Here is a 23410-nt window from a genome sequence, read left to right on the forward strand (position 1 = left end):
CCGGTTCCACTTTTCGCTGCGCGGACCTTTGGTTCGGGATCATGCTCTATTTCTTATAGTTGGCGATCCTGAGCAGGATGAAGGCCGGAACGACGATCGCCGCGCCCAGCAGGATATAGCCGAAGAAACGGTCGACGGCGTGGAAACCCAGGTTCCACAGATCGAGGAAGAATTTCCGGATGCCGTAGAGCACATCCATCGGCGACCAGCCGAAGGCGTTCATGACGAGGCCAACGAGAAATGACACGACCAGCAGCTTCAGGAGCACCCGGAGCGGCGTGTCGCCGAGAAAACGGTTCAATGCGGACAAGGCCCGTCTCCACAATAGGTTGCGCCGATTCGGTGCAAGCCCAGAAATACGCACTTGTCGGCCCTCTATCAAGCCAGCCGCGGAATCCAGGCCGCTTACGACTGCCGGAACGGCGGCTTGCATGACTGCCTGCTCGCCACCTTGACACCTATGTTGCAGTGCAGCAAAATCAGGTGACAGAGGGTACCCAGTTGATGTCGATCAGCCAGACTCACTCGTATCGCCCGGTTATGGACGGACTGCGCTGTATCGCCGTGATCAGCCAACACAGCGAGCGGACATGAAGTACAGGCGCGATATCGATGGCCTGCGGGCCGTTGCGGTCCTGCCGGTCGTACTCTTCCACTTCGGAATCACGGCAATTCCCGGCGGCTTTACCGGTGTCGATATCTTCTTCGTCATTTCCGGCTACCTGATCAGCGGAAGCCTTCTGGACGACCTTGAACGCGGCCAGTTTTCGATCGTCAGCTTCTACTGGCGTCGCGCCCGGCGCATTCTGCCGGCTCTGGTCTTTGTCACGCTTCTCACATGCATAGCGGCGCTGTTCATTCTGCTGCCGTCGGATCTGCATGAATTCAGTCTCAGCGTGATAGCGGCTTCGACGTTCTGGTCGAACATCTATTTCTGGAAAACGACGAACTACTTCTCCATCGATGCCCAACTGCGACCGATGCTGCATACCTGGTCGCTTTCGGTCGAGGAGCAATACTACATCTTCGCTCCGATCCTTATGTTCCTGATCTATCGCTATTTCGGGAAGCGCTGGCTGACGATACTCCTGCCGATCATTCTCGGCAGCTTCGTGCTGGCGATCATGGCGACATCGATGGCGCCGACCGCGGGCTTCTACCTGCTGCCGACACGAATCTGGGAACTCATGCTGGGCGCCGTGCTCATGCTGAAACGGCCCCCGGCCCTGGGCAACCGGCTTGGCATGGAACTGGCCGGCCTGGCAGGGGTTGGCTTACTCGCCATCGGATTCCTGACGATTTCGGAGAGTGATCCGTTCCCGGGTTACAACGCCTTGTATCCGTGCCTTGGAACAGCGCTGCTTATCTACGCTGGCCAGGGTACCCCGTCGACGATCGTTACCCGCATACTCGAAACCCGGCCGCTGGTCTGGATCGGTCTCATCTCGTATTCGCTGTATCTCGTTCACTGGCCAATCAATTCGTTCGCTCACTATCTTTCACTGCAAAAACCCGACCCGTCGATGATCGTTGTGATGACGGTTGCAAGCGTCGCGCTGGCTGCTTTCTCCTGGAAATATGTCGAGCAGCCGTTTCGGCAGAAAAGGACCTTTACCGCCCCGGTGCCCATCTTCGCCTTTTCAGCAGGCGCGATTGCTCTGCTTTGTGTTGGCGGCGCGGCCGGGGCACTCGGCAACGGCTTTCCGCAACGGTTTCCGGACTTTGCCCAACAGCGGATTCCCGTCGGCGACTGGCGCAATGGCATCTGTTTCAACGAGGGCTCCAGCCAGATAGAGAACTGGAATCTCGGGGATTGCACACGCACCCACGGTTTCAAGACGAATGTCTTGTTGTGGGGCGACTCGTTCGCCGCCCACTATGTTTCAGGCCTGGACGCCAACGCAAATCAGCTTCAAGCCAATGTCGTGGAATACACTTATGCGGGCTGTCCGCCGATTCTCTCCTATTTCTCCTATGCACGTCCAAATTGCACGCGATTCAATCAGCAAGCCCTGAAAATCATTGGCGATGCCGGTATCCGGACGGTCATACTTAGCGGCCGGTGGACCGACTACGCGGCGAGAAGTTTCGACGGTCTCCAGCAAACGATCGATACGCTTCATGGCCTGGGCGTGCGGGTGTTTGTCATCGGGCAGTCTCCGGAGTTCATAGCCGACGTCCGGAAAATCGCGTTCTTCGCAAAGCGCAGAAATCTGGATGATACATCCTGGCCAATGGCCATGGATCCCGGCATCAACGACCGTGTGCGCGCATTCACCAAAGGCGCCACTTTCATCGATCCGCTAAAATTCCTGTGCAGCGCGGGACGCTGTTCCTTCGCCGATTCAGGTCAGTTTCTCTATTTCGACTATGGCCATTTCTCGACAATTGGGGCCACGCTGGCAATTTCGAAATACTGGCCGAACTTTGCCGCGAACGACGCCCTCGCCACGGCGAAGTAACAGTGGGCGGGTGGCAAGACACAAGCATGCGCATAACGATTGCCCGCATGCCGGCTTGCGTGGTAACGAGGGCTCGCGCGGGTATGATGTAATGGTAGCTTGTCAGCTTCCCAAGCTGAACGCGCGGGTTCGATTCCCGCTACCCGCTCCAGCTTGGGCCATAGGCGCTGGCCAGGCGATACTCCGATCCGCCGCGCCTTAGCGACAATTGACAGTCAGCCCCTCAGGCGCTCGCGAAAACGTGACTGTCGCGCCGATAGCCATCATAATCGCTGGCGCTATCGTGCATGGGCGCCAGTCCTGCCACGGGAGACAGCCATGCTCCGCCTATCCGCAGCCGCTCTGCTGACCCTGGCTTTGTGGCCGCTCGCCGCTTCGGCCCAGGAGGAGCCGCCGCCGTCGCGATGCGTTGCGATCGCGCAAGCGCTGCCGTCGGCCACCTATGCCAGCTTCACGGCGCCAAAGGGGCAGACGTCCCTGCTGGCCCAGGCCTTCGTCGACGGCGACGTCACGATCACCTATGCCGGCCATTCGACCTACATCATCGAGACGCCCGCCGGCGTCAGGATCGCCACCGACTTTTCCGGCGTCTACGGCGCTGAGCCGCTGCCGCGCGTGGTGACCATGAACAAGGCCCACCGCACCCATTATTCGGACCATCCGGATCCCGCCATCGAATATGTGCTGCGCGGCTGGAATCCGGACGGCGGTCCGGCGCGCCACGCCCTTGTCGTGGACGATGTCTACATCCGCAACGTACCGACGGATATCCGCAATGGCGGCGATCTCGGCAAGGACGGCAATTCCATCTTCATCTTCGAAGTGGCGGGGCTCTGCATCGGCCATCTCGGCCATCTGCACCACCGGCTGGAGGACGCGCATTACGGCGCCATCGGCCGGCTCGACATCCTGATGGTGCCTATCGACGGCGGCATGACGCTGTCGCTCGACCGGATGACCGAAATCACCACGCGGCTCTATTCCTCGATGATCCTGCCGATGCATCGCCATGCGACCCCGATCGGCGAATTCACAGGCAGGATGGGAGACGATTTCGCCGTGGAATTCCGCTCCGGCCGGTCGCTGTCGGTTTCGCTGAAGTCCCTGCCTGACCGGCCGACGATCGTCATTCTCGAAGGGGTTTGACGCCCTTCAGCCGGTCTGCAGCCAAGTCATTGGGCATACATCGAAAGGTGCAGCTTCCCAAGCTGAAGGCGCGGATTCGCTCCAGTTTAATTTGCGCTTCAGCCCACCTCCCGCAAAATGAAATCGTGCAGCATCTTGGCGGCCGGCGACAGCACGCGGTTCTTCACGGTGATCAGGCTGTAGGGCCTGACTTCGATATCGAACTCGGTCTGGACGACGTCGATGGCGCCGGAGAGCCCCTCGGGGTTCTGGATGAATTTCGCCACCTGGATCGACACCGGCGCGATGGCGTCGGACTGGGCGACCATGACCAGGGTGAGCAACAGCGAGCTGGTGTTGAGGATGCGGTCCGGCAAAGCGATGTTGCGGTTCAGGAAATTGCTTTCCATCGCCTGGCGCAGTGGCGAGCCGCCCGACTGGAAAACCCAGTCATAGGCGGCGGTCTCTTCCAGCCGCACCGCCTTGCCCTTGCTCAGCGGGTGGCCGCGGCGCACGATCAGGCAAGCCTTTTCGACGCCGATGACGCGCGATTCGAATAGCCGCGGATTGAGGTCGTCGGGGATGCGCGCGATGATGAAATCGTGACGCATGGCGATCAACTCGCGCGCCAGCACATTGGAGGTCTCGACCTGCATGGTGATCTCGATGCGCGGATAGATGCGGCGGATTTCGCGGATTGCCGGCACGGCCAGTTCGATGGCCGGCGCCGTCACCGCGCCGAGGAACACAGAGCCGCCCTTGCCGGCCTTGAGCTCTGATATTTCGCGGTCGACCTCGCGCATTTCGAGCAGGATTGAACGCGCGCGCCTGGCCAATGCCTTGCCGTAGGGCGTCAGCGTGATGCCACGCGGCAGCCTTTCGCACAGCTTGACGTCGAGCACCGCCTCCATCTCGGCGATCATGCGCGAGGCGGCGGGTTGCGAGATGTTCAACACCTGCGCTGCCGCACTCACCCGGCCGTGATCGTCGAGTGCGGCGATCATGCGCATGTGGCGCAGGCTCAAGCCGCTGCGCAGCAAGGTTTCGCCGTCGCCCGGAACGTCGTCGTAACCGCTTGAGATTCCCTGGGGATTCCGCAATGCCGCCATGATCTTCGCCAGCTCCCGCCTATGTCTCGGACTGCTTCATTCATATACCAGTTTCGATATAGCAACCATCAGAGATCGCATTTGACAGTTATGTCAAAGGGACACACCCTCCGCGCGTCCCGAGACGTGTCCGTCGATGACGAGAAAAATCGTATCGATTGAAACAAGCGTACCGGGGCCGATTGGGAGGATACCGGAGATCGATAGACGACAGCGGCGCTCGCGCTTCTGCTCGACTGCGCGGCCCGCGAAGCCCCGAGGTGTCGCGTCCATCAACCAGGGAGAGTTACTGTGAAAATCATCAAGACACTGGCCGCCATGGCGGCCCTTGGCATCGCGGCCATGACGCTGCCCGCGCAGGCAGGCGAAGGCCTGGTCGGCGTGCTGATGCCGACCAAGACCTCGCAGCGCTGGATCAATGACGGCGACGCCGTCAAGTCCCAGCTCGAGGCGCTCGGCTACACCGTCGACCTGCAATACGCGCAGGACGACATTCCAAACCAGCTCAGCCAGTTGGAGAACGAAATCACCAAGGGCCCGAAGGCGCTGATCATCGCTTCGATCGACGGCACCACCATGTCGGACGCGCTGCAGAAGGCCGCCGACGCCGGCGTCGTCGTCGTCGCCTATGACCGCCTGATCAAGAAGACGGCCAATGTCGACTACTACACCACCTTCGACAATTTCGGTGTCGGCGTCATCCAGGCCAAATCGCTGCTCAAGGGCCTCGGCTATCCGGAGAAGAAGGGTCCGTTCAACATCGAGCTGTTCGGCGGTTCGCCGGACGACAACAACGCGTTCTTCTTCTACAACGGCGCCATGTCGGTGCTGCAGCCGCTGATCGATGACAAGACGCTGGTCGTGAAGTCCGGCCAGATGGGCATGGACAAGGTGGGCACGCTGCGCTGGCTGGCCGCCACCGCCCAGGCCCGCATGGACAATCTGCTCTCCGCCAACTACTCGGACGGCAGCCGCGTCGACGGCGTTCTGTCGCCCTATGACGGCCTGTCGCGCGGCATCATCGCCTCGCTGCGCGCTGTCGGCTACGGCACCGCCGACCAGCCGTGGCCCATCGTGACCGGCCAGGACGCCGAGACCGCTTCGGTCAAGGCGATCATCGCCGGCGAGCAGTATTCGACCGTGTTCAAGGACACCCGGGAACTCGCCAAGGCCACCGTCGAGCTCGTCGACAAGGTGCTCACGGGCGGCAAGCCGGAAGGCCTCGACACCACGACCTACAACAACGACGTCAAGGTCGTCCCCTCGATCCTGTTGACGCCGCATGATGTCGACAAGTCGAACTACCAGGCGCTGGTGGTCGACTCCGGCTACATCAAGGCCGACGAACTGAAGTAATCCCGGTTGCAAAGTCTGGGGTCCTGCGCAACGCAGGGCCCCTTTTCGTTAACCAGCGAGCCCGGTATGTTTGCCGATCTCGGAGGAGCTTAATTCCTGATGACCTCGACGATTTTGGAGATGCGCGACATCACCAAGACGTTCCCCGGCGTGAAGGCGCTGTCCAACGTCAATCTCAGCGTCGAAGAGGGCGAGATCCACGCAGTGGTCGGCGAGAACGGCGCGGGCAAGTCGACGCTGATGAAGGTGCTGTCGGGCGTTTATGCGTCCGGCACCTATGACGGCGCGATCGTCTACCGTGGCGAGGAATGCCATTTCAAAGGCATCCACGACAGCGAACACAAGGGCATCGTCATCATCCACCAGGAACTTGCGCTGGTGCCGATGCTGTCGATCACGGAAAACATTTTCCTTGGCAACGAGCACGCCAGGTACGGCGTCATCGACTGGGATGCCAACGAGACACGCACCAGCGCCCTGCTCAAGAAGGTGGGCCTCAAGGAGGACCCCAAGACGCTGATCACCAATATCGGTGTCGGCAAGCAGCAGCTGGTGGAGATCGCCAAGGCGCTGAGCAAGGAAGTGAAGCTGCTGATCCTCGACGAGCCGACGGCGAGCCTGTCCGAAAAGGACAGCCAGGCGCTGCTCGATCTGTTGCTCGAATTCAAGCGGCAAGGCATCACCTCGATCCTGATCTCGCACAAGCTCAACGAGGTCAACCGGGTCGCCGACAAGGTCACCATCATCCGTGACGGGCGGACGATCGAAACGCTTGCCAAGAAAGACATTTCGGAAGACCGCATCATCACCTCGATGGTCGGCCGCTCGCTCGACGACCGCTATCCGCCGCGCGAGCCGGACATCGGCGAGATCGTGCTCCAGGTGAAGAACTGGTCGGTCTATCACCCGATCCATGCCGATCGGCAAGTGATCAAGGGCATCGACATCAATGTCCGCAAGGGCGAAGTGGTTGGCATCGCCGGGCTGATGGGCGCCGGACGCACCGAATTCGCCATGAGCCTGTTCGGCCGCTCCTACGGCCGCCGCATCAGCGGCGAGGTGCTGCTCAAGGGCAAGCCGATCGATGTCTCCTCGGTGAGCAAGGCGGTGGAACACGGCATCGCCTACGTCACCGAGGACCGCAAGACCTACGGCCTCAACCTGATCGACCATATCAAGCACAACATCACGCTGGCCAATCTGGGCGGCGTGTCGCGCCACAGCGTGATCGACGATCTGCGCGAACTCGCCGTTGCCAATGAATACAAGGCCAAGACCAACATCCGCTCGTCCAGCGTCTACCAGATGACGGGCAATCTGTCGGGCGGCAACCAGCAGAAAGTGGTGCTGTCGAAGTGGCTGTTCGCCAATCCCGACGTGCTGATCCTCGACGAGCCGACGCGCGGCATCGACGTCGGCGCCAAATATGAAATCTATACGATCATCGCCCGTCTCGCCTCCGAAGGCAGGGCGATCATCGTCATTTCGTCGGAAATGCCCGAGCTGCTCGGCATCACCGACCGCATCTACGTCATGAATGAAGGACGCATCGTGGGGGAAATGGCCGCAAGCGACGCAAGTCAGGAAAAAATCATGCGCGCCATCGTCCGCGGAGAAGGAAAAGCATCATGAGCACCGAAAGCGCTCCCGGGCCGCAGAGCGGCGTCGCCCAGGACCTACAACAGACACCTCGCATTGCCGTCTCGGCGCTGGTCACCAATCTGCGCGAATACGGGCTGATCCTGGCGCTGATCGCCATCATGGTGTTTTTCCAGTTCACGACGTCCGGAACGCTGTTCAAGCCGGTGAACCTGAGCAATCTGGTGCAGCAGAACAGCTTCATCATCGTGATGGCGCTGGGCATGCTTCTGGTGATCGTCTCCGGCCATATCGATCTCAGCGTCGGCTCCGTCGCCGGCTTCATCGGCGCGCTGGCGGCGATGATGATGGTCATCTGGCCGCTCGGCCCCTTCAGCAATCCGCTGGTGGTGTCGGTCATTTGCCTGATCGTGGGTGGCGCGATCGGCGCCGCGCAAGGCTACTGGATCGCCTATCACCGAATACCGAGCTTCATCGTCACGCTGGCGGGGATGCTGATCTTCCGCGGCATCTGCCAGGCGCTGCTGGGTGGCGGCTCTTCCGTGGGGCCGCTTCCGGCCGGCTTCAAGGCGCTCAGCTCCGGCTTCATTCCCGACGTGATCGGCTCGTTGACGCTGATCCCGCCGGTGGTGAACGCCGCCGGCAAGACCATCGTCGGCAGCGGGCTGACGCTGCACATGACGACTATCGTGATCGGCCTCGCCGCCGTGCTTGCCTATGCCTATTTCGGGCTCAGGGCGAGGCGCAGCCGCGAGCGGCATGGCTATGAGGCCGAACCCTTCACGCTGTTCGTCGTCAAGACCCTGGTGACCAGCGCGCTGGCGCTGTTCCTGGTCTACCAATTCGCCACCTACAGGGGCCTGCCGATCGTCCTCATGGTGATGGGCGTGCTGATTGCGCTGTTCGTCTTCGTCACCAAAAGGATGACGATCGGCCGCCGCATCTACGCGATGGGCGGCAACGCCAAGGCGGCGCAGCTGTCGGGCATCAAGACCGAACGGCTGACCCTGATGGTGTTCATCAATATGGGCGTGCTGTCGGCGCTTGGCGGCCTGATCATCGCGGCGCGGCTGGGGCAGGCCGTGCCAGCGGCGGGGCTCGGCAGCGAGCTCGACGTCATCGCCGCCGTGTTCATCGGCGGCGCTTCGGCCATGGGCGGCGTCGGCCAGGTCATCGGCGCGGTGGTCGGCGGCTTCATCATGGGCGTCATGAACAACGGCATGTCGATCATGGGCGTCAATGTCGACTGGCAGCAGGTTGTGAAGGGCCTGGTGCTGCTCGGCGCCGTGGTCTTCGACGTCTACAACAAGAACAAGGGTTGAGCCGGGAACAACCTGGCCGGACGAGGAAACCATACGGGTCACATCGCGGCTGCCGGCAAGAGGCCGGTGCGAAGAAGTCTCCTGAGAGACCAGGCCAGCGAGCGCAATCCGGACGAAGAATTTCACCCGTGGCGCGGACCTGGTCCGGGTCGCGCTTGGAAGGGTTTGCCGCACCGGCAGGCCGCCAAGGCAATTCCAGAGAGGGTACATCATGCTGATCTCCCAGATACTCGACGACGCCGAGACGATCCGTGTCGTTGCCCGCAACGGCGGCAAGACCCGGATCATCAACGGCGCCCGCAGCGTCTATTCGCTGGCGATGGAGGCCGCCCGCACCGGCACGGGCCTCGAAGCGCTCATCGAACGCAAGGGCTACGGCGAGACGGTCGATCTCGATACCATCTATAAAAAGGGGCGGCTGGTGTCGCCGATCAACCATCCCGATCCCGCGCATCTTCATCTCACCGGCACGGGCTTGACACATCTCGGCTCCGCGGCGACCCGCGATTCCATGCACAAGAAGCTCAACACCGACGGCGAGGAACAGCTCACCGATTCCATGAAGATGTTCCGCATGGGGCTGGAGGGCGGCAAGCCGGCCAAGGGCCAGATGGGCGTGCAGCCGGAATGGTTCTACAAGGGCAATGGCACAATGGCGGTGGCGCCGGGCGCGGCTCTGATGTCGCCCGCTTTCGCGCAGGACGCCGGCGAGGAACCGGAAATCGCCGGCATCTACGTCATCGGCGACGACGGCGCGCCGTTCCGCGTCGGCTTCACGCTGTCGAACGAGTTTTCAGACCATGTCACCGAGCGCGTGAACTATCTGTTCCTCGCCCATTCCAAGCTGCGCAACGCCTCGTTCGGACCGGAGATCCTGATCGGCGACCTGCCGTCCGACATCAAGGGCTCCTCGCGCATCCTGCGCGACGGCAAGCTGCTTTGGGAAAAGCCGTTCCTGTCGGGCGAAGCGAACATGTCGCACACTATCGCCAATCTCGAGCACCACCATTTCAAATATTCGGCCTTCCGCCAGCCGGGCGACGTGCATGTGCACATGTTCGGCACGGCGACGCTGTCGTTTGCCGACGGCATCCGGACCGAGGCCGGCGACGTCTTCGAGATCGAGGCCGGGGATTTCGGCCTGCCGCTGCGCAATCCGCTCGAGATCGAGAAGCCGGTGAAGGTGGCGGTGAAGGCGCTTTGAGCGGGTGATCTCCCCCCTTGAGGGGGAGATGTCGCCGAAGGCGACAGAGGGGGTCGTCTCGCGTAGAGCGCCAGCCTCCTCTTCGCGTCTGCAGGGTGCCGCGCTCTATGTGAGACGACCCCCTCTGGCCGCTTCGCGGCCATCTCCCCCTCAAGGGGGGAGACAACAAACCTCAATAAATATCGAAGTCGAAATACTTGGCCTGGATCTTCTTGTACGTGCCGTCGGCAACGATGGCGTCTATGGCAGCGTTGAGCTTTTCGCGCAGTTCATTGTCTTCCTTGCGCACGGCAATGCCGGCTTGCGTCTCGGTGCCCTTGACGTCACCGACCATCTTGCAGCAGCCGTCGCTCGCCTTCTTCATCCAGTCCATCAGCACGAACTTGTCCGAAAGGACGGCATCGAGGCGGCCGTTCATGAGGTCGGTGATCGCCTCTTCCTGGGTCGGATAGAGCTTCGCCTCGGCGCCGGCCTTGCCATAGACGTTCTGGGCATAGTCGGCCTGGGTCGTGGAGGCCTGCGCCCCCACCGTCTTGCCGGCAAGCGCCTCAGCCTCGGTCGAAGCGATCTCGGTGTCGTTCAGCGCCACCAGCGAAAGCGGCGTCGTATAATATTTGTTGGTGAAGGAGACCTGCTTCTTGCGCTCCTCGGTGATGCTCATCGAGGCGACGATGGCGTCGAACTTCTTGGCCTGGAGCGCCGGAATCATGCCGTCCCAGTCCTGGGTGACGAGCTCGCATTCGACCTTCATCTGAGCGCAAAGCGCATCGGCGATGTCGATGTCGAAGCCGACCAGCTTGCCGTCCGCAGTGATGGTGTTGAACGGCGGATAGGCACCCTCGGTGCCGATCTTCAGTTTTTCCTGTGCCTGCGCCAACGAGAAACCAGGGCCGGCCACCAGCATTGCAGCAGCCGCTGCCGATATGATCCATCTCGAAATCCGCATTTTGTTGTTCCCCTTGCGGTTGCTCATTTGAAGGTCGGCATAGCCAAGCATGGCGCGCCCGGTCAGGCAAGCGCAGTGTGAGGCAAGCACAATGTGCGACCGGCACAATGTGCGGCTGGCGGAAGGATCAGCGCGCGGCGCGGAAATGCTTGGACAGTTTCAGGCCCTGCGCCTGATAGTTCGAGCCGAGATCGGTGCCGTAGAGCGCCTGCGGCCGCTTCAGCATGTGCTCGTAGACCAGGCGGCCAACGATCTGGCCGTGGTCAAGGATGAACGGCACTTCATGACTGCGCACTTCGAGCACCGCCCGGCTGCCGGTGCCGCCGGCCGCCGAATGGCCGAAACCCGGATCGAAGAAGCCGGCATAGTGGACACGGAATTCGCCGACCAGCGGATCGAAGGGCGTCATCTCGGCTGCGTAGAGCGGCGGCACATGCACCGCCTCCTGGCTGACCAGGATGTAAAATTCGTCGGGATCGAGCACCAACTCGCCGGCGCCGCTCTTGTAGAGCGGCTCCCAGAAATCGACGACATCCTGCGCGGCGCGCTTGTCGACGTCGACCAGCCCGGTGTGATGCTTGCCGCGGTAGCCGACCAGCCCGTCCTTGTCACCGTCGAGGTCGATAGAGAGCGCGATACCGCCGCCCGAAATGTTGGGCGGCTCGGTGGCGACCAGCGTCTCGGCGCGATGCAATTCGTGCAGTTCTGCTTCCGACAGAAGCGCGTTGCCGGTGCGGAACCGGATCTGCGACAGCCGTGAGCCGGTGCGGACCACGATCGGGAAGGTGCGCGGGCTGACCTCCAGATAGAGCGGCCCGGTGTAGCCGGCGGCGATCTTGTCGAACTCGTGGCCGCGATCGGTCATCACGCGGGTGAAGATGTCCAGCCGCCCGGTCGAGCTCTTCGGATTGGCCGAAGCCGAAATGTTCTCTGGCAGCGCCAGGCTTTCGAGCAGCGGCACGATGTAGACGCAGCCGGTTTCGAGCACGGCGCCCTCGGCCAGATTGATCTCGTGCAGCTTCAGCCGGTCGAGCTTTTCGGCGACCTTATGGTTCGGGCCGGGCAGGAAGGAGGCGCGCACGCGCCAGGCCTTGTCGCCGAGCCTGAGATCGAGGCTGGCCGGCTGGATCTGATCGGCATCAAGCGCAGGCGCCTTCAGCGCGCCGGACTGGAACAGCGCGGAAATGTCGTGATCGGGAAGAATGCCTGTCTGCCGCAAAGGCTGCTCCAAGAGGCCGCTGGTACAAACCTCTTAATCATGCCGGCAATTGACGCAAGCGCGGCGCGGGTCTAAAGGGTCGTTATCCCGTGGTGATTTGGCCGGTCGGCTTGCAGCCACGTTAAACAAGTCGCTAAAGGACCGTCGGGCCGCAAGGCCGTATGGACCGGTTGCGACTTTCGCGGCCGGTTTTTTTGTGTCTGGAACAAAAGCGATGAGCACCAAGAAGCGTAACTGGAAGCCTCAAACCGCACTCGTGCATAGCGGGACGCTGCGTTCCGGCTTCGGCGAAACCTCCGAGGCGATGTACCTCACCCAGGGCTACGTCTACGAGACGGCACAGGCGGCGGAAGCCCGCTTCAAGGGCGAGGAACCGGGCTTCATCTATTCGCGCTACGCCAATCCCACCGTCGACATGTTCGAAAAACGCATGTGCGCGCTGGAAGGCGCGGAAGACGCGCGCGCCACCGCGTCCGGCATGGCAGCGGTGACCGCCGCACTTCTGTGCAGCGCCAGGGCCGGCGACCATATCGTGGCGGCGCGCGCGCTGTTCGGCTCCTGCCGCTGGGTGGTCGAGACGCTGGCGCCGAAATACGGCATCGAGGCGACGCTGGTCGACGGCACCGACATCGCCAACTGGGAGAAGGCGGTCAGGCCAAACACCAAGCTGTTCTTCCTGGAAAGCCCGACCAATCCGACGCTGGAAGTGGTCGACATATCAGCCGTCGCGACGCTTGCCAATTCGATCGGGGCGCGGCTGATCGTCGACAACGTCTTTGCCACCCCCTTGCAGCAGAAGCCTTTGCAACTCGGCGCCCACATCGTCGTCTATTCGGCGACCAAGCATATTGACGGCCAGGGGCGGTGTCTGGGCGGCGTCATCCTGTCGGACAAGAAGTGGATCGACGAGAATTTGCACGACTATTTCCGCCATACCGGCCCCAGCCTGTCGCCGTTCAATGCCTGGACGCTGCTCAAGGGCCTGGAGACGCTGCCGCTGCGCGTGCGCCAGCAGACGGAAAGTGCCGGCAAGATCGCGGATTTCCTTGCCGAGCGGCCTGAGATCGCCCGCGTCATCTATCCCGGCCGCGCCGATCACCCGCAGGCGGCCGTCGTGAAGAAGCAGATGACGGGCGGCTCGACGCTGATCTGCCTCGACGTCAAGGGCGGCAAGCAGGCGGCTTTCGCCTTCCAGAACGCCCTCGACATCGTGCTGATCTCCAACAATCTTGGTGACGCCAAGAGCCTGATCACTCACCCGGCGACGACAACCCACAAGAATCTCAGCGACGAGGCACGCGCCGAACTCGGCATCGGACCGGGCACGCTGAGGCTTTCGGTCGGGCTTGAAGATACGGACGATCTGCTCGGGGATGTCGAGCAGGCGCTCAAATCAGCCAAATAGCCGCCGCCGCGCGGCAGGGATTGCTCAGACGCCTTCTTCCAACTCGGTCATCGCCTTGGTGCGGATGGTCATGGCGTTGCCGCGCCATTCGACAGCACCGCCCAGCCAGCCACGTGCCCAGATGGCGGGAAGCATTAAATCCCGCACGATCATGGCTGTGACGATGCGTGGCGACCGATACCAGCCCTTGGACCAGGCGAGCATGCATTCCGGCAGATAGGCAACCAGCAGCACGCATAGAGCCGTGGTGGGCAGACTGATGCCGGCGCTTGCCGCCGCGATCAGCGCCAACAGCAGTGGCATTGCCACGCCGGTGAGGATCTCCGGCGCGAAGAACAGCGGGAAGGTGACGCGGCGCAAGCGCGCCCAGCGGGCCTGGCGCGACCAGATTTCGCCAAAGGTGCGCTGGCCGAGCGGCTGCTCGAATGGCGAGGCGACGAGATTGACGCGCAAGCCGAGCCCATTGACCAGCTTGGTCGCGGCAGCGTCCTCGGCGATCTCGGCGGCGAGCGCATGGATACCGCCGTTGGCGTCAAGCATAGGCTTGTTCCACAACATGCTCTTGCCCTGGGCAAAGCCGAGGCCGAGTGCCTCGCCGGCATATTGCCAGCGCGCCTGCAGCGTGTTGAGGAAGGCGCATTCGACTTCGGCCCAGAACCCATCCGGCCGAGAGCCGATCGGCGTAGAGCAGACGAGGCCTGTGTCCGGCCGCCACGCGGCCATCAGGTGCTGGACATAGTCTTTGGGCATCAACACGTTGGAATCGGCAAGGATGACCCAGTCATGGCGCGCGGCTTCCCAGCCTTTGACGCAGTTGTTGAGCTTGGGATTGGCGCTGATGCGGTCATCGCCGGTGAGCAGCCGCGCCGGCACGTTGGGATAGCGGGCGATCGCGGCGTCGATGAGCTTGACCACCGGGTCGTCGGCATGGGCGACGCAGAAGATCAATTCGTAGTGTGGCCAATCGAGCGAGAAGGCGTGCTGAAGCGTCTCCTCAGTGAACGGCTCCACGCCACGCGACGGCACGACGATCGAGAGAGGCGGCGGCTTGCCGGAGGGTGCGGCGATGACCCGCCGCGCCTTCAGCCGCGACGAGGCGAGCACGATACTGGCGAGATTTGCAAGAAGTAGGGCTGAAGAAGCGAAGGCGGCTGCGAGAGTCAGTTCCATCGAGATCTGGTCACTCCGGAAAGGCCGCCCGCGGCCGTTTCATTAGAGCGCCGCGCGTCCGTTTGAACGCGCAAAGGACGCTCTAACGCTTTTGAGGCTACCCATCGTGCTTTCCGAAAGTCGAATTCGATCTTCGGGCCGATGCGGCAGCGACAGAGCGCTCGAGTCGCCCGGCACAGTCCGTGCACACCAACATTGTCATGTGTCACTTAAATGACATTGTTTTTCGGCACGTGCGCTTTGAGGCCGGCAAAACGGGTCTGCGCTCCCGCATCAAACCGCGCAGCGGGACAAATGTTCCCTGCCGCAGCAACCGGAGTAGTCCATGTACCGCGCCGTTACGCGCAACATCGAAGTGCTGGTCAGGCCGTTCTACCTGGAAGATCGCTCGGATCCGTCGGAGAACCGCTATGTCTGGGGCTACCATGTGACCATCGACAATCAGTCGGACGAGTTCGTGCAGCTTCTGTCGCGCTATTGGCACATTACGGACGGCGCCGGCCGCGTCGAGGAAGTGCGCGGCGCCGGCGTCGTCGGCGACCAGCCCGAACTCAACCCCGGCGACAGCTATCAATATACGTCCGGCTGCCCGTTGCCGACACCATCCGGCATCATGGTCGGCCACTACACGATGCGCAACGCGCGGGGCGAGACGTTCAACATCGCCATCCCCGCCTTCTCGCTCGACCTGCCAGACACGCGACGCACGGTGAACTGACAGCTGTTACTGCGCCGCGGTAAATTCCGCCGGATCGAAGTCATATTGCTTCGAGCAGAATTCGCAGGCGACATGAATGCCGCCCTCCTCGGTGCTGTCCCTGATCTCGTCGGCGGAGAAGCCTTCGAGAATGCCGCGGATCTTGTCCCTCGAGCATGAGCACTGGTCGGCGACCGGCACGCCGCCGAAGACGCGCACGCCATGCTCGTGGAACAGCCGATAAAGCAGCCGCTCTGCGCCGATCGTCGGATCGATCAGCTCAGTCGGCTCGATGGTGCCGAGCAGCGCCAGCAGTTCCTGCCAGGAATTGTCGTCCGGATCGTGGATTTCCTCGCGCGGGTCGCCGTCGCCGCCCGGCAGATCGGGCACGCGCATGCGTTCTGGCGACTGCGGCAGGAACTGCGCCAGAATGCCACCGGCCCGCCATTGCTCGCGAGCGCCGCCAATGCCGGGCGTCAACAGCTTGGCCACCGAAAGCCGGAGATCGGTCGGGATCTGCTCCGACTGGCGGAAATAGGTGCGCGCCGCCTCTTCCAGCGTCTCGCCGTCGAGCTGGACGATGCCCTGATAGCGTTGCGTGTGGGCGCCCTGGTCGATGGTCAGCGCCAGCACGCCGCTGCCGAGCAACGTCTGCTGCGACGTCTCGCCGGCGGCCGTCAACACCTCCAGCCGGTCGGCATCGAAACGCGCATAGGCGCGCAATGCGGACGGCGTGGAAAAATCCGCCACCAGCATGTCGACCGGCCCGTCAGTGCGGGTCTGCAGGATGAACTTGCCTTCGAACTTGAGCGAGGTGCCAAGCAGCACCGTCAGCACGCAGGCTTCCGCCAGCAGGCGGGCGACCGGCTCGGGATAATCGTGACGGGAAAGGATGGCGTCGAGCATCGGCCCGAGCTGGACGGTGCGGCCGCGCACATCGAGCGGCCCAACCTCGAAGGGCACGACATGATCGTCGCCAGCGTAGCCGAATTCGCCGAGTTTGGGTTGATGTTCAGCCAATTGACGGGTTTCCAACATGACAAAGCTCCGGGGCGCGGCCATGCCGCCCTCCGGGGCGCATGCGTCTAAACGCGCTCATTTTGCGTGATGGGCCTGAGATAGGCACCACGCATTGCCCGATCAAGATGGGCCCGATCAAGGTGGCCCGAATCAAGCGCCCAGACACCAGGCCAGGACCGCCTTCTGGGCATGAAGCCGGTTCTCGGCCTCGTCGAACACCACCGAATGCGGCCCGTCGATGACCTCGTCGGTGACCTCCTCGCCGCGATGCGCCGGCAGGCAGTGCATGAAGAGCGCGTCGGGCTTGGCCTTGGCCATCAGCGCCGCATTGACCTGGTAGGGTAGGAAAACATTGTGGCCGCGGGCGCGGTGTTCCTGGCCCATCGACACCCAGCAATCGGTGACGACGCAGTCGGCCTCGTGGACAGCCTCCTCGGGCGAGCGGGTGAAGTTTAGCTTGCCGCCATGCCGCTTCGACCAGTCGACATGCTTCTCGCCCGGCTCACTGCCTTCGGGCACCGCGACATTCAGGTTGAAGGCAAACCGCGCCGAGGCTTCCAGCAGGGAATGCAGCACGTTGTTGCCGTCACCGGTCCAGGCGATGGTCTTGCCGGCCACCGGACCGCGATGTTCCTCGAAGGTCATGATGTCGGCCATCAACTGGCAAGGATGGGTGTCGTCGGTCAGGCCGTTGATGACGGGTATGGTGGCATTCTCGGTCAGTTCCAGCAGCCGCTCATGCGAGGTGGTGCGGATCATGATCGCATCGACATAGCGCGACAGCACCTTGGCGGTGTCGGCGATGGTTTCGGAGCGGCCGAGCTGCATCTCGGTGCCGGTCAGCATGATGGTTTCGCCGCCGAGCTGGCGCATGCCGACGTCGAAGGAGACGCGGGTGCGCGTCGACGGCTTGTCGAAGATCATCGCCAGCACCTTACCTTCGAGCGGCTTCGTCCGCTCGCCGGCCTTGAGGCGCGCCTTTCGCACCACCGCGTCGTCCAGCATGAAGCGCAGGTCGCCCGCGGAAACGGCGGAGAGATCGGTGAAATGGCGAAGTGACATCAGGACTGGTTCCGGGATTACTTCGCGGCAGCCGCGGCGATGGCGTCAGCCAAGCCCCGGGCACCGGCGCGGATGCGGTCGAGCGCTTCATGGATCTCGGCATCGGTGACGGTCAGCGGCGGCAGCAGGCGGATGACGTTGTCGCCCGCCGGAACCGTCAGCAGATGCTGATCGCGCAGCGCAGTGTTTACCTTGGCGTTGGGCATCGCGCATTTGAGGCCGAGCATCAGCCCGGTTCCCCGGATACCCTCGATGACGTCGGGAAATTCATCGGCGACGCCGGCCAGGCCCTGCTTCAGCAACAGTGCCTTGCGCTGAACATCCTCCAGGAAACCGTCTTCCAGCACCACGTCGAGCACGGCATTGCCGACCGCCATCGCCAGCGGATTGCCGCCGAAGGTGGTGCCGTGCACGCCAGCGGTCATGCCGACCGCCGCCTCGTCGGTGGCCAGGCAGGCGCCCATCGGAAAGCCGCCGCCGATGCCCTTGGCGATCGCCATGATATCAGGCGTCACACCGGACCATTCATGCGCGAACAGTTTCCCGGTGCGACCGATGCCGCACTGGACCTCATCGTAAATCAAGAGCAGGCCATGCTGTTCGCAGAGCTGCCTCAGCCGCTTAAGCGACTGCGTCGGCACCGGGCGGATGCCGCCTTCGCCCTGCACCGGCTCGATCAGGATCGCTGCCGTCTCAGCTGTTATCGCCTTTTCGGCGGCATCGATATCATCGAAACCGACCTGATCGAATCCTTCGACCTTGGGTCCGAACCCTTCGAGATATTTGTATTGGCCGCCCGCCGCTATCGTCGCCAGGGTGCGGCCATGGAAGGCGCCTTCGAAGGTGATGATGCGAAAGCGCTCGGGATGGCCCTTGACGAAGTGGTAGCGCCGCGCCGTCTTGATCGCGCATTCCAATGCCTCAGCGCCGGAATTGGTGAAGAACACCTTGTCGGCGAAGGTGGCTTCGGCCAGCCGCTCACCCAGGCGGCTCTGCCCCGGAATCTCGTAGAGATTGGAGACATGCCAGAGTTTGGCCGCCTGCTCGGTGAGCGCGGCGACCAGATGCGGATGGCCGTGGCCCAGCGAGTTCACGGCGATGCCGCCGGCGAAATCGAGATATCGCTCGCCCTTGTCGGTAACCAGCCAAGTGCCTTCCCCATGGTCGAAAGCCAAGGGTGCGCGGGCAAAGGTCTCGAAAAGCGCCGAACCGCTCATTATATGCTTCTCCGGAACCGGAAAATCAAAAAAGCCGCCAAAGCGGCGGCCTTTGCGGCTTATCGTGTTTTTCGGCCATGAAGTCAACGAAAACGTCGCGCAAGGACGCGCGGCAAGCCCCTCAGCGAGACGCCGGCTCATAAGCGACCGGGCAAGTTGGGGAAAACCGAAAAAACCGATTCGTGTTGCCCTTGAGACTCTTGTCACTGAGTCAACGCATAGGTATTTGTAGTCGAGAAATAACTAGATTTCGTGCGGCGGACCTAATCACCCGGTATATCTGGTGTTGTTCGCCCGGCGAGAGCCGGGTCGGGAAAGGATTCCGATCGCCGCACGCCTCAGCAGGAGCGCGGTCTCATGAACTGGACTGACGAGCGAGTCGAACTTCTCAGGAAATTGTGGTCGGAAGGACTGAGCGCAAGCCAGATCGCCGCACAGCTCGGGGGCGTCAGCCGCAATGCGGTCATCGGCAAGGTACACCGGCTGAAATTGTCGGGGCGCGGCCGATCAACAGCCGCACCGGCACGCCAGAAGAAGAGCGTGCAGGGATCGAGCGTCCAGAAATCGGTATCACGGGCGGCAAGCGCGGCGCGGCATATGACCACGTCGATCGGAGCGACCGCGCTGCAGGCGCAATTCGACGCCGAGCCGGTGGCGCGTCATTACATCCGCCCGGTCGAGAACGTCGTTGTACCGATCTCGCGGCATCTGCAGCTCGTCGAATTGAACGAGCGGACCTGCAAATGGCCGAATGGCGATCCGCTTTCGGAAGATTTCCATTTCTGCGGCAATGACGCCGCCGAAACCGGGCCTTATTGCAAATACCATTCTCGCATCGCGTTCCAGCCGGCTTCGGAGCGGCGGCGCAGCAGGTAGTTAGGGGGAATAGGGGAGTAAGGCAGTAGGGCAGTATGTTTGGGCTGCGCTTGAGCCCTACTGCCCTCTCTTTTCACAGCCAACCATTCGTGCGAAACCGCCAGTACAGGAAAGAGCAGATCGCAGCGATCGCCGCCAGTACAGCGGCAGCGCCCACGCCGACCGGCCATATAGACGCTCGACGCGATGATGCCGGACGACGGCGGGGCGGTGCTCAGGTTCCGAAAGTTTTCCATCGCCGCCGCCTTGAGGCATGGCCCAGGGCCGGGATCAGGAACGTTCAGGGAAGCCTAGCCTAAATTAGCCATACGTTCGAGAGGTGGTGCGTTCACTTCACCGGCTGCATAGCGGGAAGGGCAATCTTGTCTGTCTTGTCGCGTTTTGGCCGGTCGGCCGGCATCTGGTCGCCGGTGACGATGTAATAGATCGTCTCGGCGATATTGGTGGCGTGATCGCCGATCCGTTCGATGTTCTTGGCGCAGAACAGGAGATGCGTGCACGGCGTGATGTTGCGCGGATCCTCCATCATATAGGTCAGCAATTCGCGAAACAGCGAGGTGTACATGGCGTCGATCTGATCGTCGCGGTCGCGTACGAAGCCGATGTTCTCCACCGAGCGCGACGCGTAGACGTCGAGCACTTCCTTGAGCTGCGTCAAGGCGAGGTCGGCCAGTGCCTCCAGGCCACGAAACAGGCTGGTCGGCTGGCGTCCTTCGATGACGGCAACCACCCGCTTGGCGACATTCTTGCCGAGGTCGCCGACCCGTTCGAGATCGGCCGAGATGCGGATCGCCCCGACGATCTCGCGCAAATCCGTCGCCATCGGCTGACGCTTGGCGATGATGACGATCGCCTTGTCGTCGATCTCGCGCTGTCCCTCGTCCAGAACCAGGTCGTCACGGATGACCTTCTGGGCGAGGCCGGGATCTGCGTTGACCAGGGCCGCGATCGCCTGTTCGACCATGCGCTCGGCGTGCCCGCCCATCGCGGCGATGCGCTTCGACAGGTATTGCAGCTCCTCGTCATAGGCGCTGACGATGTGCACGGACTGCATGGATGAATGCCCTTCCATGGTCTTCTCACCGAGTCGTCTTCTCGAATCCTCCACTGATACGCTAGCGGGATGACAGAAAAAAGAAACAGTTAGAGCGACCTGCGTCCGATTAGACGCACAAAGGACGCCCTAACTCCTATATCCACGCATCGTGCTTTTCCGAAAAACCGATTCCGATTTTCGGGCCGATGCGTTAGCACATAGTGCGACGTCAGTGCCTCGGCAAATGGACCGAGAAGGCTGCGCCCTTGCCGACCTCGGACTTGATCGAAAGTCTGGCGTTGTGGCGCGTCAGTATATGCTTGACGATGGACAGGCCGAGGCCCGTGCCTTTCTGGGTCCGGCTGTTCTCGACGTCGACGCGGTAGAAGCGCTCGGTGATACGCGGGATATGCTCCTCGGCTATGCCGGGACCAAAATCCCTGATGGTGACGTCGATGCCCGGCTCGGGACCGGCATCGCCATGGGCGATCGACACCACGACGCGTCCGCCCGACTGTCCGTATTTGCAGGCGTTTTCCAGCAGGTTCTCGAAGACCTGGAAGAGTTCGTCCCGGTCCCCCGGCACATCAAGCGGCCCTTCCGCGAAATCCCGCTCGATGGCGACGCCGTTTTCCCTGGCAAGCGGCCCGAGCGAATCGATGACGCTGTCAACGGTCTGGCGGAGATCGACCTCGTTTCCCGGCTTCAGATAGGGTTTCATCTCCAGCCGCGACAGCGACAAGAGATCGTCGATCAGGCGCGCCATGCGGCCAGTCTGGTTCTGCATGATCTGCAGGAACTGCTCGCGCGCCGTCGGATCGTTGCGGGCCGGCCCGCGCAGCGTCTCGATGAAGCCTGATATCGAAGCCAGCGGAGTGCGCAATTCGTGGCTGGCGTTGGCGATGAAATCGGCGCGCATCCGGTCGATCCGGCGGGCCTCGCTTTGGTCCTTGAACACCAGCACATAGAGATCGGTGCCGTGGCCGACCGAAGAGGCGCTCACCCGGTAGGCTCGTTCGACCGGCAGCTTTTCGGTGTAGTCGACGACATCGGAGGCGACATTTCCCGACAAGATGCTGTCCAGCAGGGCCTGCATTTCCGGCGCGCGGAATTTGAGCGACAGCGACAGTCCCGGCGCGATGCCGCCAAAGGCGGCGAAGGCGGCAGCGTTGGCATGGACGATCATGGCCGTGCGGTCGAAGATGATCAGCGGATCGGCAACGGCCGCCGCCAGATATTCGCCCGACAGCCGCTGCAGCCCGCTGGCCTCGATCGCCGCGCCGCTCTCGGCGGAATGGCGCGCAACGTCGGTCTGCAGCATCGCGGCGGCAAGCAGTACGGCACAGGCCAACAGCACGACATAGCCGGACATGCCGGCGAACCAATAAACCGCCAGAACCGCGACGATGCCGGCTGCAAGCAGCCAGCGGCTGTTCCACAGCCGGATAGCGACCGTCTGCGCCGCGCCTTCATGCTCCGCGCCCATCTCAGCCATTGTCAGCCATTCGCGCGCACCTCGTGCCCGGCATCCTGTTTCCGAAAATCGATTCCGATTTTCGGGCCGATGCAGTAAGGCTCCCAATAGCATGAGTCCCGAAGCTGGAAAGGTTCGTCTCGATGAAAAAGCCCAAGGAAAATCCCACAGCACCTGCGTCAGGTCCGCTGAAGATCAGGATCGACGGCAAGGAACGGGAATTCGACATCGAGAACCCCGAACTTCCCGACTGGGTGGAGGACAACAAGCTGACCTCGGGCGGCTACCCTTACGACAAGAAAATGAAGAGCGAGGATTATGACGAGCCGCTCGAGCGGTTGCAGATCGAACTGGTCAAGGCACAGGCCTGGTTGCAGTCGACGGGCAAGCGGGTGATGACGCTGTTCGAGGGACGCGACGCCGCCGGCAAGGGCGGCACGATCTTCGTGCTGCACCAGTACATGAACCCGCGCACCGCGCGCAATGTGGCGCTTACCAAGCCGACCGAGACCGAACGCGGACAGTGGTATTTCCAACGCTATGTCGATCATTTCCCGACGGCGGGAGAATTCGTCAGCTTCGACCGTTCCTGGTACAACCGCGCCGGGGTCGAACCGGTGATGGGTTTCTGCACGCCGCAGCAGCATGAGAAGTTTCTCGACGAGACGCCGCATTTCGAACGGATGATCTGCAACGATAGCATCCATTTCTTCAAGATCTGGCTCAATATCGGCCGGGAAGCCCAGCTCGAACGGTTCCACGATCGCCGCTGGAGCCCGCTCAAGAACTGGAAATTCTCGCCGATCGACGTCGCCGGCATCACGAAATGGGACGACTACACCAAGGCGCGCGACCTGATGGTGGAGCGCACGCACAAGGAGTTCGCGCCCTGGATCATCGTGCGGGCCAACGACAAGCGGCGCGCGCGGCTGGCCGTCATCCGGCGCATCCTGCTGTCGCTGCCCTATGAGGGCCGCGACCTCGACGCCATCGGCAAGGAGGACAAGAAGATCATCGGCGAAGGGCCGTCATTCCTGGGAAAACAGGACTGACGCCTCCAGCGCCGCGCGGCCTCTCTGCCGCGCGGAGCTCGATCCATCGATCGCTCTTT

20 protein-coding genes, 1 tRNA gene and 1 riboswitch are annotated in these 23410 nt (G+C 62.3%); of the genes, 11 read left to right on the forward strand and 10 right to left on the reverse strand.

What is annotated here, in order from left to right:
• Positions 1 to 46 precede the first annotated feature (46 nt).
• Positions 47 to 310: a DUF6460 domain-containing protein gene (locus AC0L2H_RS22515; RefSeq protein ID WP_473592252.1), complete on the reverse strand. Its 264-nt coding sequence runs from the start codon at positions 308 to 310 to the stop codon at positions 47 to 49.
• Between the two features lie 280 nt (positions 311 to 590).
• Here AC0L2H_RS22515 and AC0L2H_RS22520 point away from each other — a divergent pair, with 280 nt between their 5' ends.
• From AC0L2H_RS22520 to AC0L2H_RS22530, 3 genes are all read left to right on the forward strand, one after another.
• Positions 591 to 2462: an acyltransferase family protein gene (locus tag AC0L2H_RS22520; RefSeq protein WP_473592253.1), complete on the forward strand. Its 1872-nt coding sequence runs from the start codon at positions 591 to 593 to the stop codon at positions 2460 to 2462.
• Between the two features lie 77 nt (positions 2463 to 2539).
• Positions 2540 to 2613, forward strand: a tRNA-Gly gene (locus AC0L2H_RS22525).
• A 167-nt stretch (positions 2614 to 2780) separates the two neighbouring features.
• Entirely contained in the window at positions 2781 to 3608 is an 828-nt protein-coding gene (locus AC0L2H_RS22530) for an MBL fold metallo-hydrolase (protein ID WP_473592254.1), read from the forward strand.
• 98 nt (positions 3609 to 3706) lie between these two features.
• Here AC0L2H_RS22530 and AC0L2H_RS22535 read toward each other — a convergent pair whose 3' ends face one another.
• A complete protein-coding gene (locus AC0L2H_RS22535; protein ID WP_473592255.1) occupies positions 3707 to 4696 on the reverse strand; it encodes a LysR family transcriptional regulator in 990 nt (329 codons plus the stop codon).
• A 291-nt stretch (positions 4697 to 4987) separates the two neighbouring features.
• Here AC0L2H_RS22535 and chvE point away from each other — a divergent pair, with 291 nt between their 5' ends.
• From chvE to araD1, 4 genes are all read left to right on the forward strand, one after another.
• Positions 4988 to 6052: a multiple monosaccharide ABC transporter substrate-binding protein gene (chvE, locus tag AC0L2H_RS22540; protein WP_473592256.1), complete on the forward strand. Its 1065-nt coding sequence runs from the start codon at positions 4988 to 4990 to the stop codon at positions 6050 to 6052.
• 99 nt (positions 6053 to 6151) lie between these two features.
• On the forward strand, positions 6152 to 7684 hold the full coding sequence (gene mmsA / locus AC0L2H_RS22545) for a multiple monosaccharide ABC transporter ATP-binding protein (protein ID WP_473592257.1): 1533 nt from the start codon (positions 6152 to 6154) through the stop codon (positions 7682 to 7684).
• Positions 7681 to 8973: a multiple monosaccharide ABC transporter permease gene (mmsB, locus tag AC0L2H_RS22550; protein WP_473592258.1), complete on the forward strand. Its 1293-nt coding sequence runs from the start codon at positions 7681 to 7683 to the stop codon at positions 8971 to 8973. The genes mmsA and mmsB overlap by 4 nt, the downstream gene beginning before the upstream one ends.
• Positions 8974 to 9184: 211 nt before the next feature.
• On the forward strand, positions 9185 to 10177 hold the full coding sequence (gene araD1 / locus AC0L2H_RS22555; RefSeq protein ID WP_473592259.1) for an AraD1 family protein: 993 nt from the start codon (positions 9185 to 9187) through the stop codon (positions 10175 to 10177).
• A gap of 172 nt (positions 10178 to 10349) precedes the next feature.
• On the opposite strand, the gene AC0L2H_RS22560 is transcribed toward araD1, so the two are convergent.
• Both AC0L2H_RS22560 and AC0L2H_RS22565 read right to left on the reverse strand, forming a co-directional pair.
• On the reverse strand, positions 10350 to 11123 hold the full coding sequence (locus AC0L2H_RS22560; RefSeq protein ID WP_473592260.1) for an ABC transporter substrate-binding protein: 774 nt from the start codon (positions 11121 to 11123) through the stop codon (positions 10350 to 10352).
• A 127-nt stretch (positions 11124 to 11250) separates the two neighbouring features.
• On the reverse strand, positions 11251 to 12342 hold the full coding sequence (locus tag AC0L2H_RS22565; protein ID WP_473592261.1) for a 2'-deoxycytidine 5'-triphosphate deaminase: 1092 nt from the start codon (positions 12340 to 12342) through the stop codon (positions 11251 to 11253).
• A 79-nt stretch (positions 12343 to 12421) separates the two neighbouring features.
• Positions 12422 to 12499, forward strand: a riboswitch (SAM riboswitch).
• Positions 12500 to 12556: 57 nt separating this feature from the next.
• Between AC0L2H_RS22565 and AC0L2H_RS22570 the strand changes: the two genes are divergently transcribed.
• Entirely contained in the window at positions 12557 to 13747 is a 1191-nt protein-coding gene (locus tag AC0L2H_RS22570) for an O-succinylhomoserine sulfhydrylase (protein WP_473592262.1), read from the forward strand.
• Between the two features lie 24 nt (positions 13748 to 13771).
• Here the strand turns inward: AC0L2H_RS22570 and AC0L2H_RS22575 are convergent, their stop codons facing one another.
• Entirely contained in the window at positions 13772 to 14917 is a 1146-nt protein-coding gene (locus AC0L2H_RS22575) for a ceramide glucosyltransferase (RefSeq protein ID WP_473592263.1), read from the reverse strand.
• A 325-nt stretch (positions 14918 to 15242) separates the two neighbouring features.
• On the opposite strand from AC0L2H_RS22575, the gene apaG reads away from it, so the two are divergent.
• Positions 15243 to 15635: a Co2+/Mg2+ efflux protein ApaG gene (apaG, locus tag AC0L2H_RS22580; RefSeq protein WP_473592264.1), complete on the forward strand. Its 393-nt coding sequence runs from the start codon at positions 15243 to 15245 to the stop codon at positions 15633 to 15635.
• A 6-nt stretch (positions 15636 to 15641) separates the two neighbouring features.
• Here apaG and AC0L2H_RS22585 read toward each other — a convergent pair whose 3' ends face one another.
• The 3 genes from AC0L2H_RS22585 to AC0L2H_RS22595 form a co-directional block, all read right to left on the reverse strand.
• Positions 15642 to 16676 carry an Hsp33 family molecular chaperone gene (locus tag AC0L2H_RS22585; protein ID WP_473592265.1) on the reverse strand — a complete coding sequence of 345 codons (1035 nt, stop codon included), beginning with the start codon at positions 16674 to 16676 and terminating at the stop codon, positions 15642 to 15644.
• Positions 16677 to 16784: 108 nt separating this feature from the next.
• Positions 16785 to 17696: an ornithine carbamoyltransferase gene (gene argF / locus AC0L2H_RS22590; RefSeq protein ID WP_107652291.1), complete on the reverse strand. Its 912-nt coding sequence runs from the start codon at positions 17694 to 17696 to the stop codon at positions 16785 to 16787.
• A gap of 17 nt (positions 17697 to 17713) precedes the next feature.
• Positions 17714 to 18913, reverse strand: coding sequence for an acetylornithine transaminase (locus AC0L2H_RS22595; RefSeq protein ID WP_473592266.1), 1200 nt, complete (start codon positions 18911 to 18913; stop codon positions 17714 to 17716).
• 357 nt (positions 18914 to 19270) lie between these two features.
• Between AC0L2H_RS22595 and AC0L2H_RS22600 the strand changes: the two genes are divergently transcribed.
• The gene (locus AC0L2H_RS22600; RefSeq protein WP_473592267.1) at positions 19271 to 19789 is read left to right on the forward strand and encodes a GcrA family cell cycle regulator; all 519 of its coding nucleotides are present in this window, start codon (positions 19271 to 19273) and stop codon (positions 19787 to 19789) included.
• A gap of 328 nt (positions 19790 to 20117) precedes the next feature.
• Here AC0L2H_RS22600 and phoU read toward each other — a convergent pair whose 3' ends face one another.
• Positions 20118 to 20843, reverse strand: a complete 726-nt coding sequence (phoU, locus tag AC0L2H_RS22605) for a phosphate signaling complex protein PhoU (RefSeq protein ID WP_473592268.1) — start codon at positions 20841 to 20843, stop codon at positions 20118 to 20120.
• A gap of 211 nt (positions 20844 to 21054) precedes the next feature.
• On the reverse strand, positions 21055 to 22320 hold the full coding sequence (locus AC0L2H_RS22610) for an ATP-binding protein (RefSeq protein ID WP_473592269.1): 1266 nt from the start codon (positions 22318 to 22320) through the stop codon (positions 21055 to 21057).
• A gap of 122 nt (positions 22321 to 22442) precedes the next feature.
• Here AC0L2H_RS22610 and ppk2 point away from each other — a divergent pair, with 122 nt between their 5' ends.
• Positions 22443 to 23351 carry a polyphosphate kinase 2 gene (gene ppk2, locus AC0L2H_RS22615; protein ID WP_473592270.1) on the forward strand — a complete coding sequence of 303 codons (909 nt, stop codon included), beginning with the start codon at positions 22443 to 22445 and terminating at the stop codon, positions 23349 to 23351.
• Positions 23352 to 23410 lie beyond the last annotated feature (59 nt).

Source organism: Mesorhizobium sp. WSM4871 (assembly GCF_055811295.1).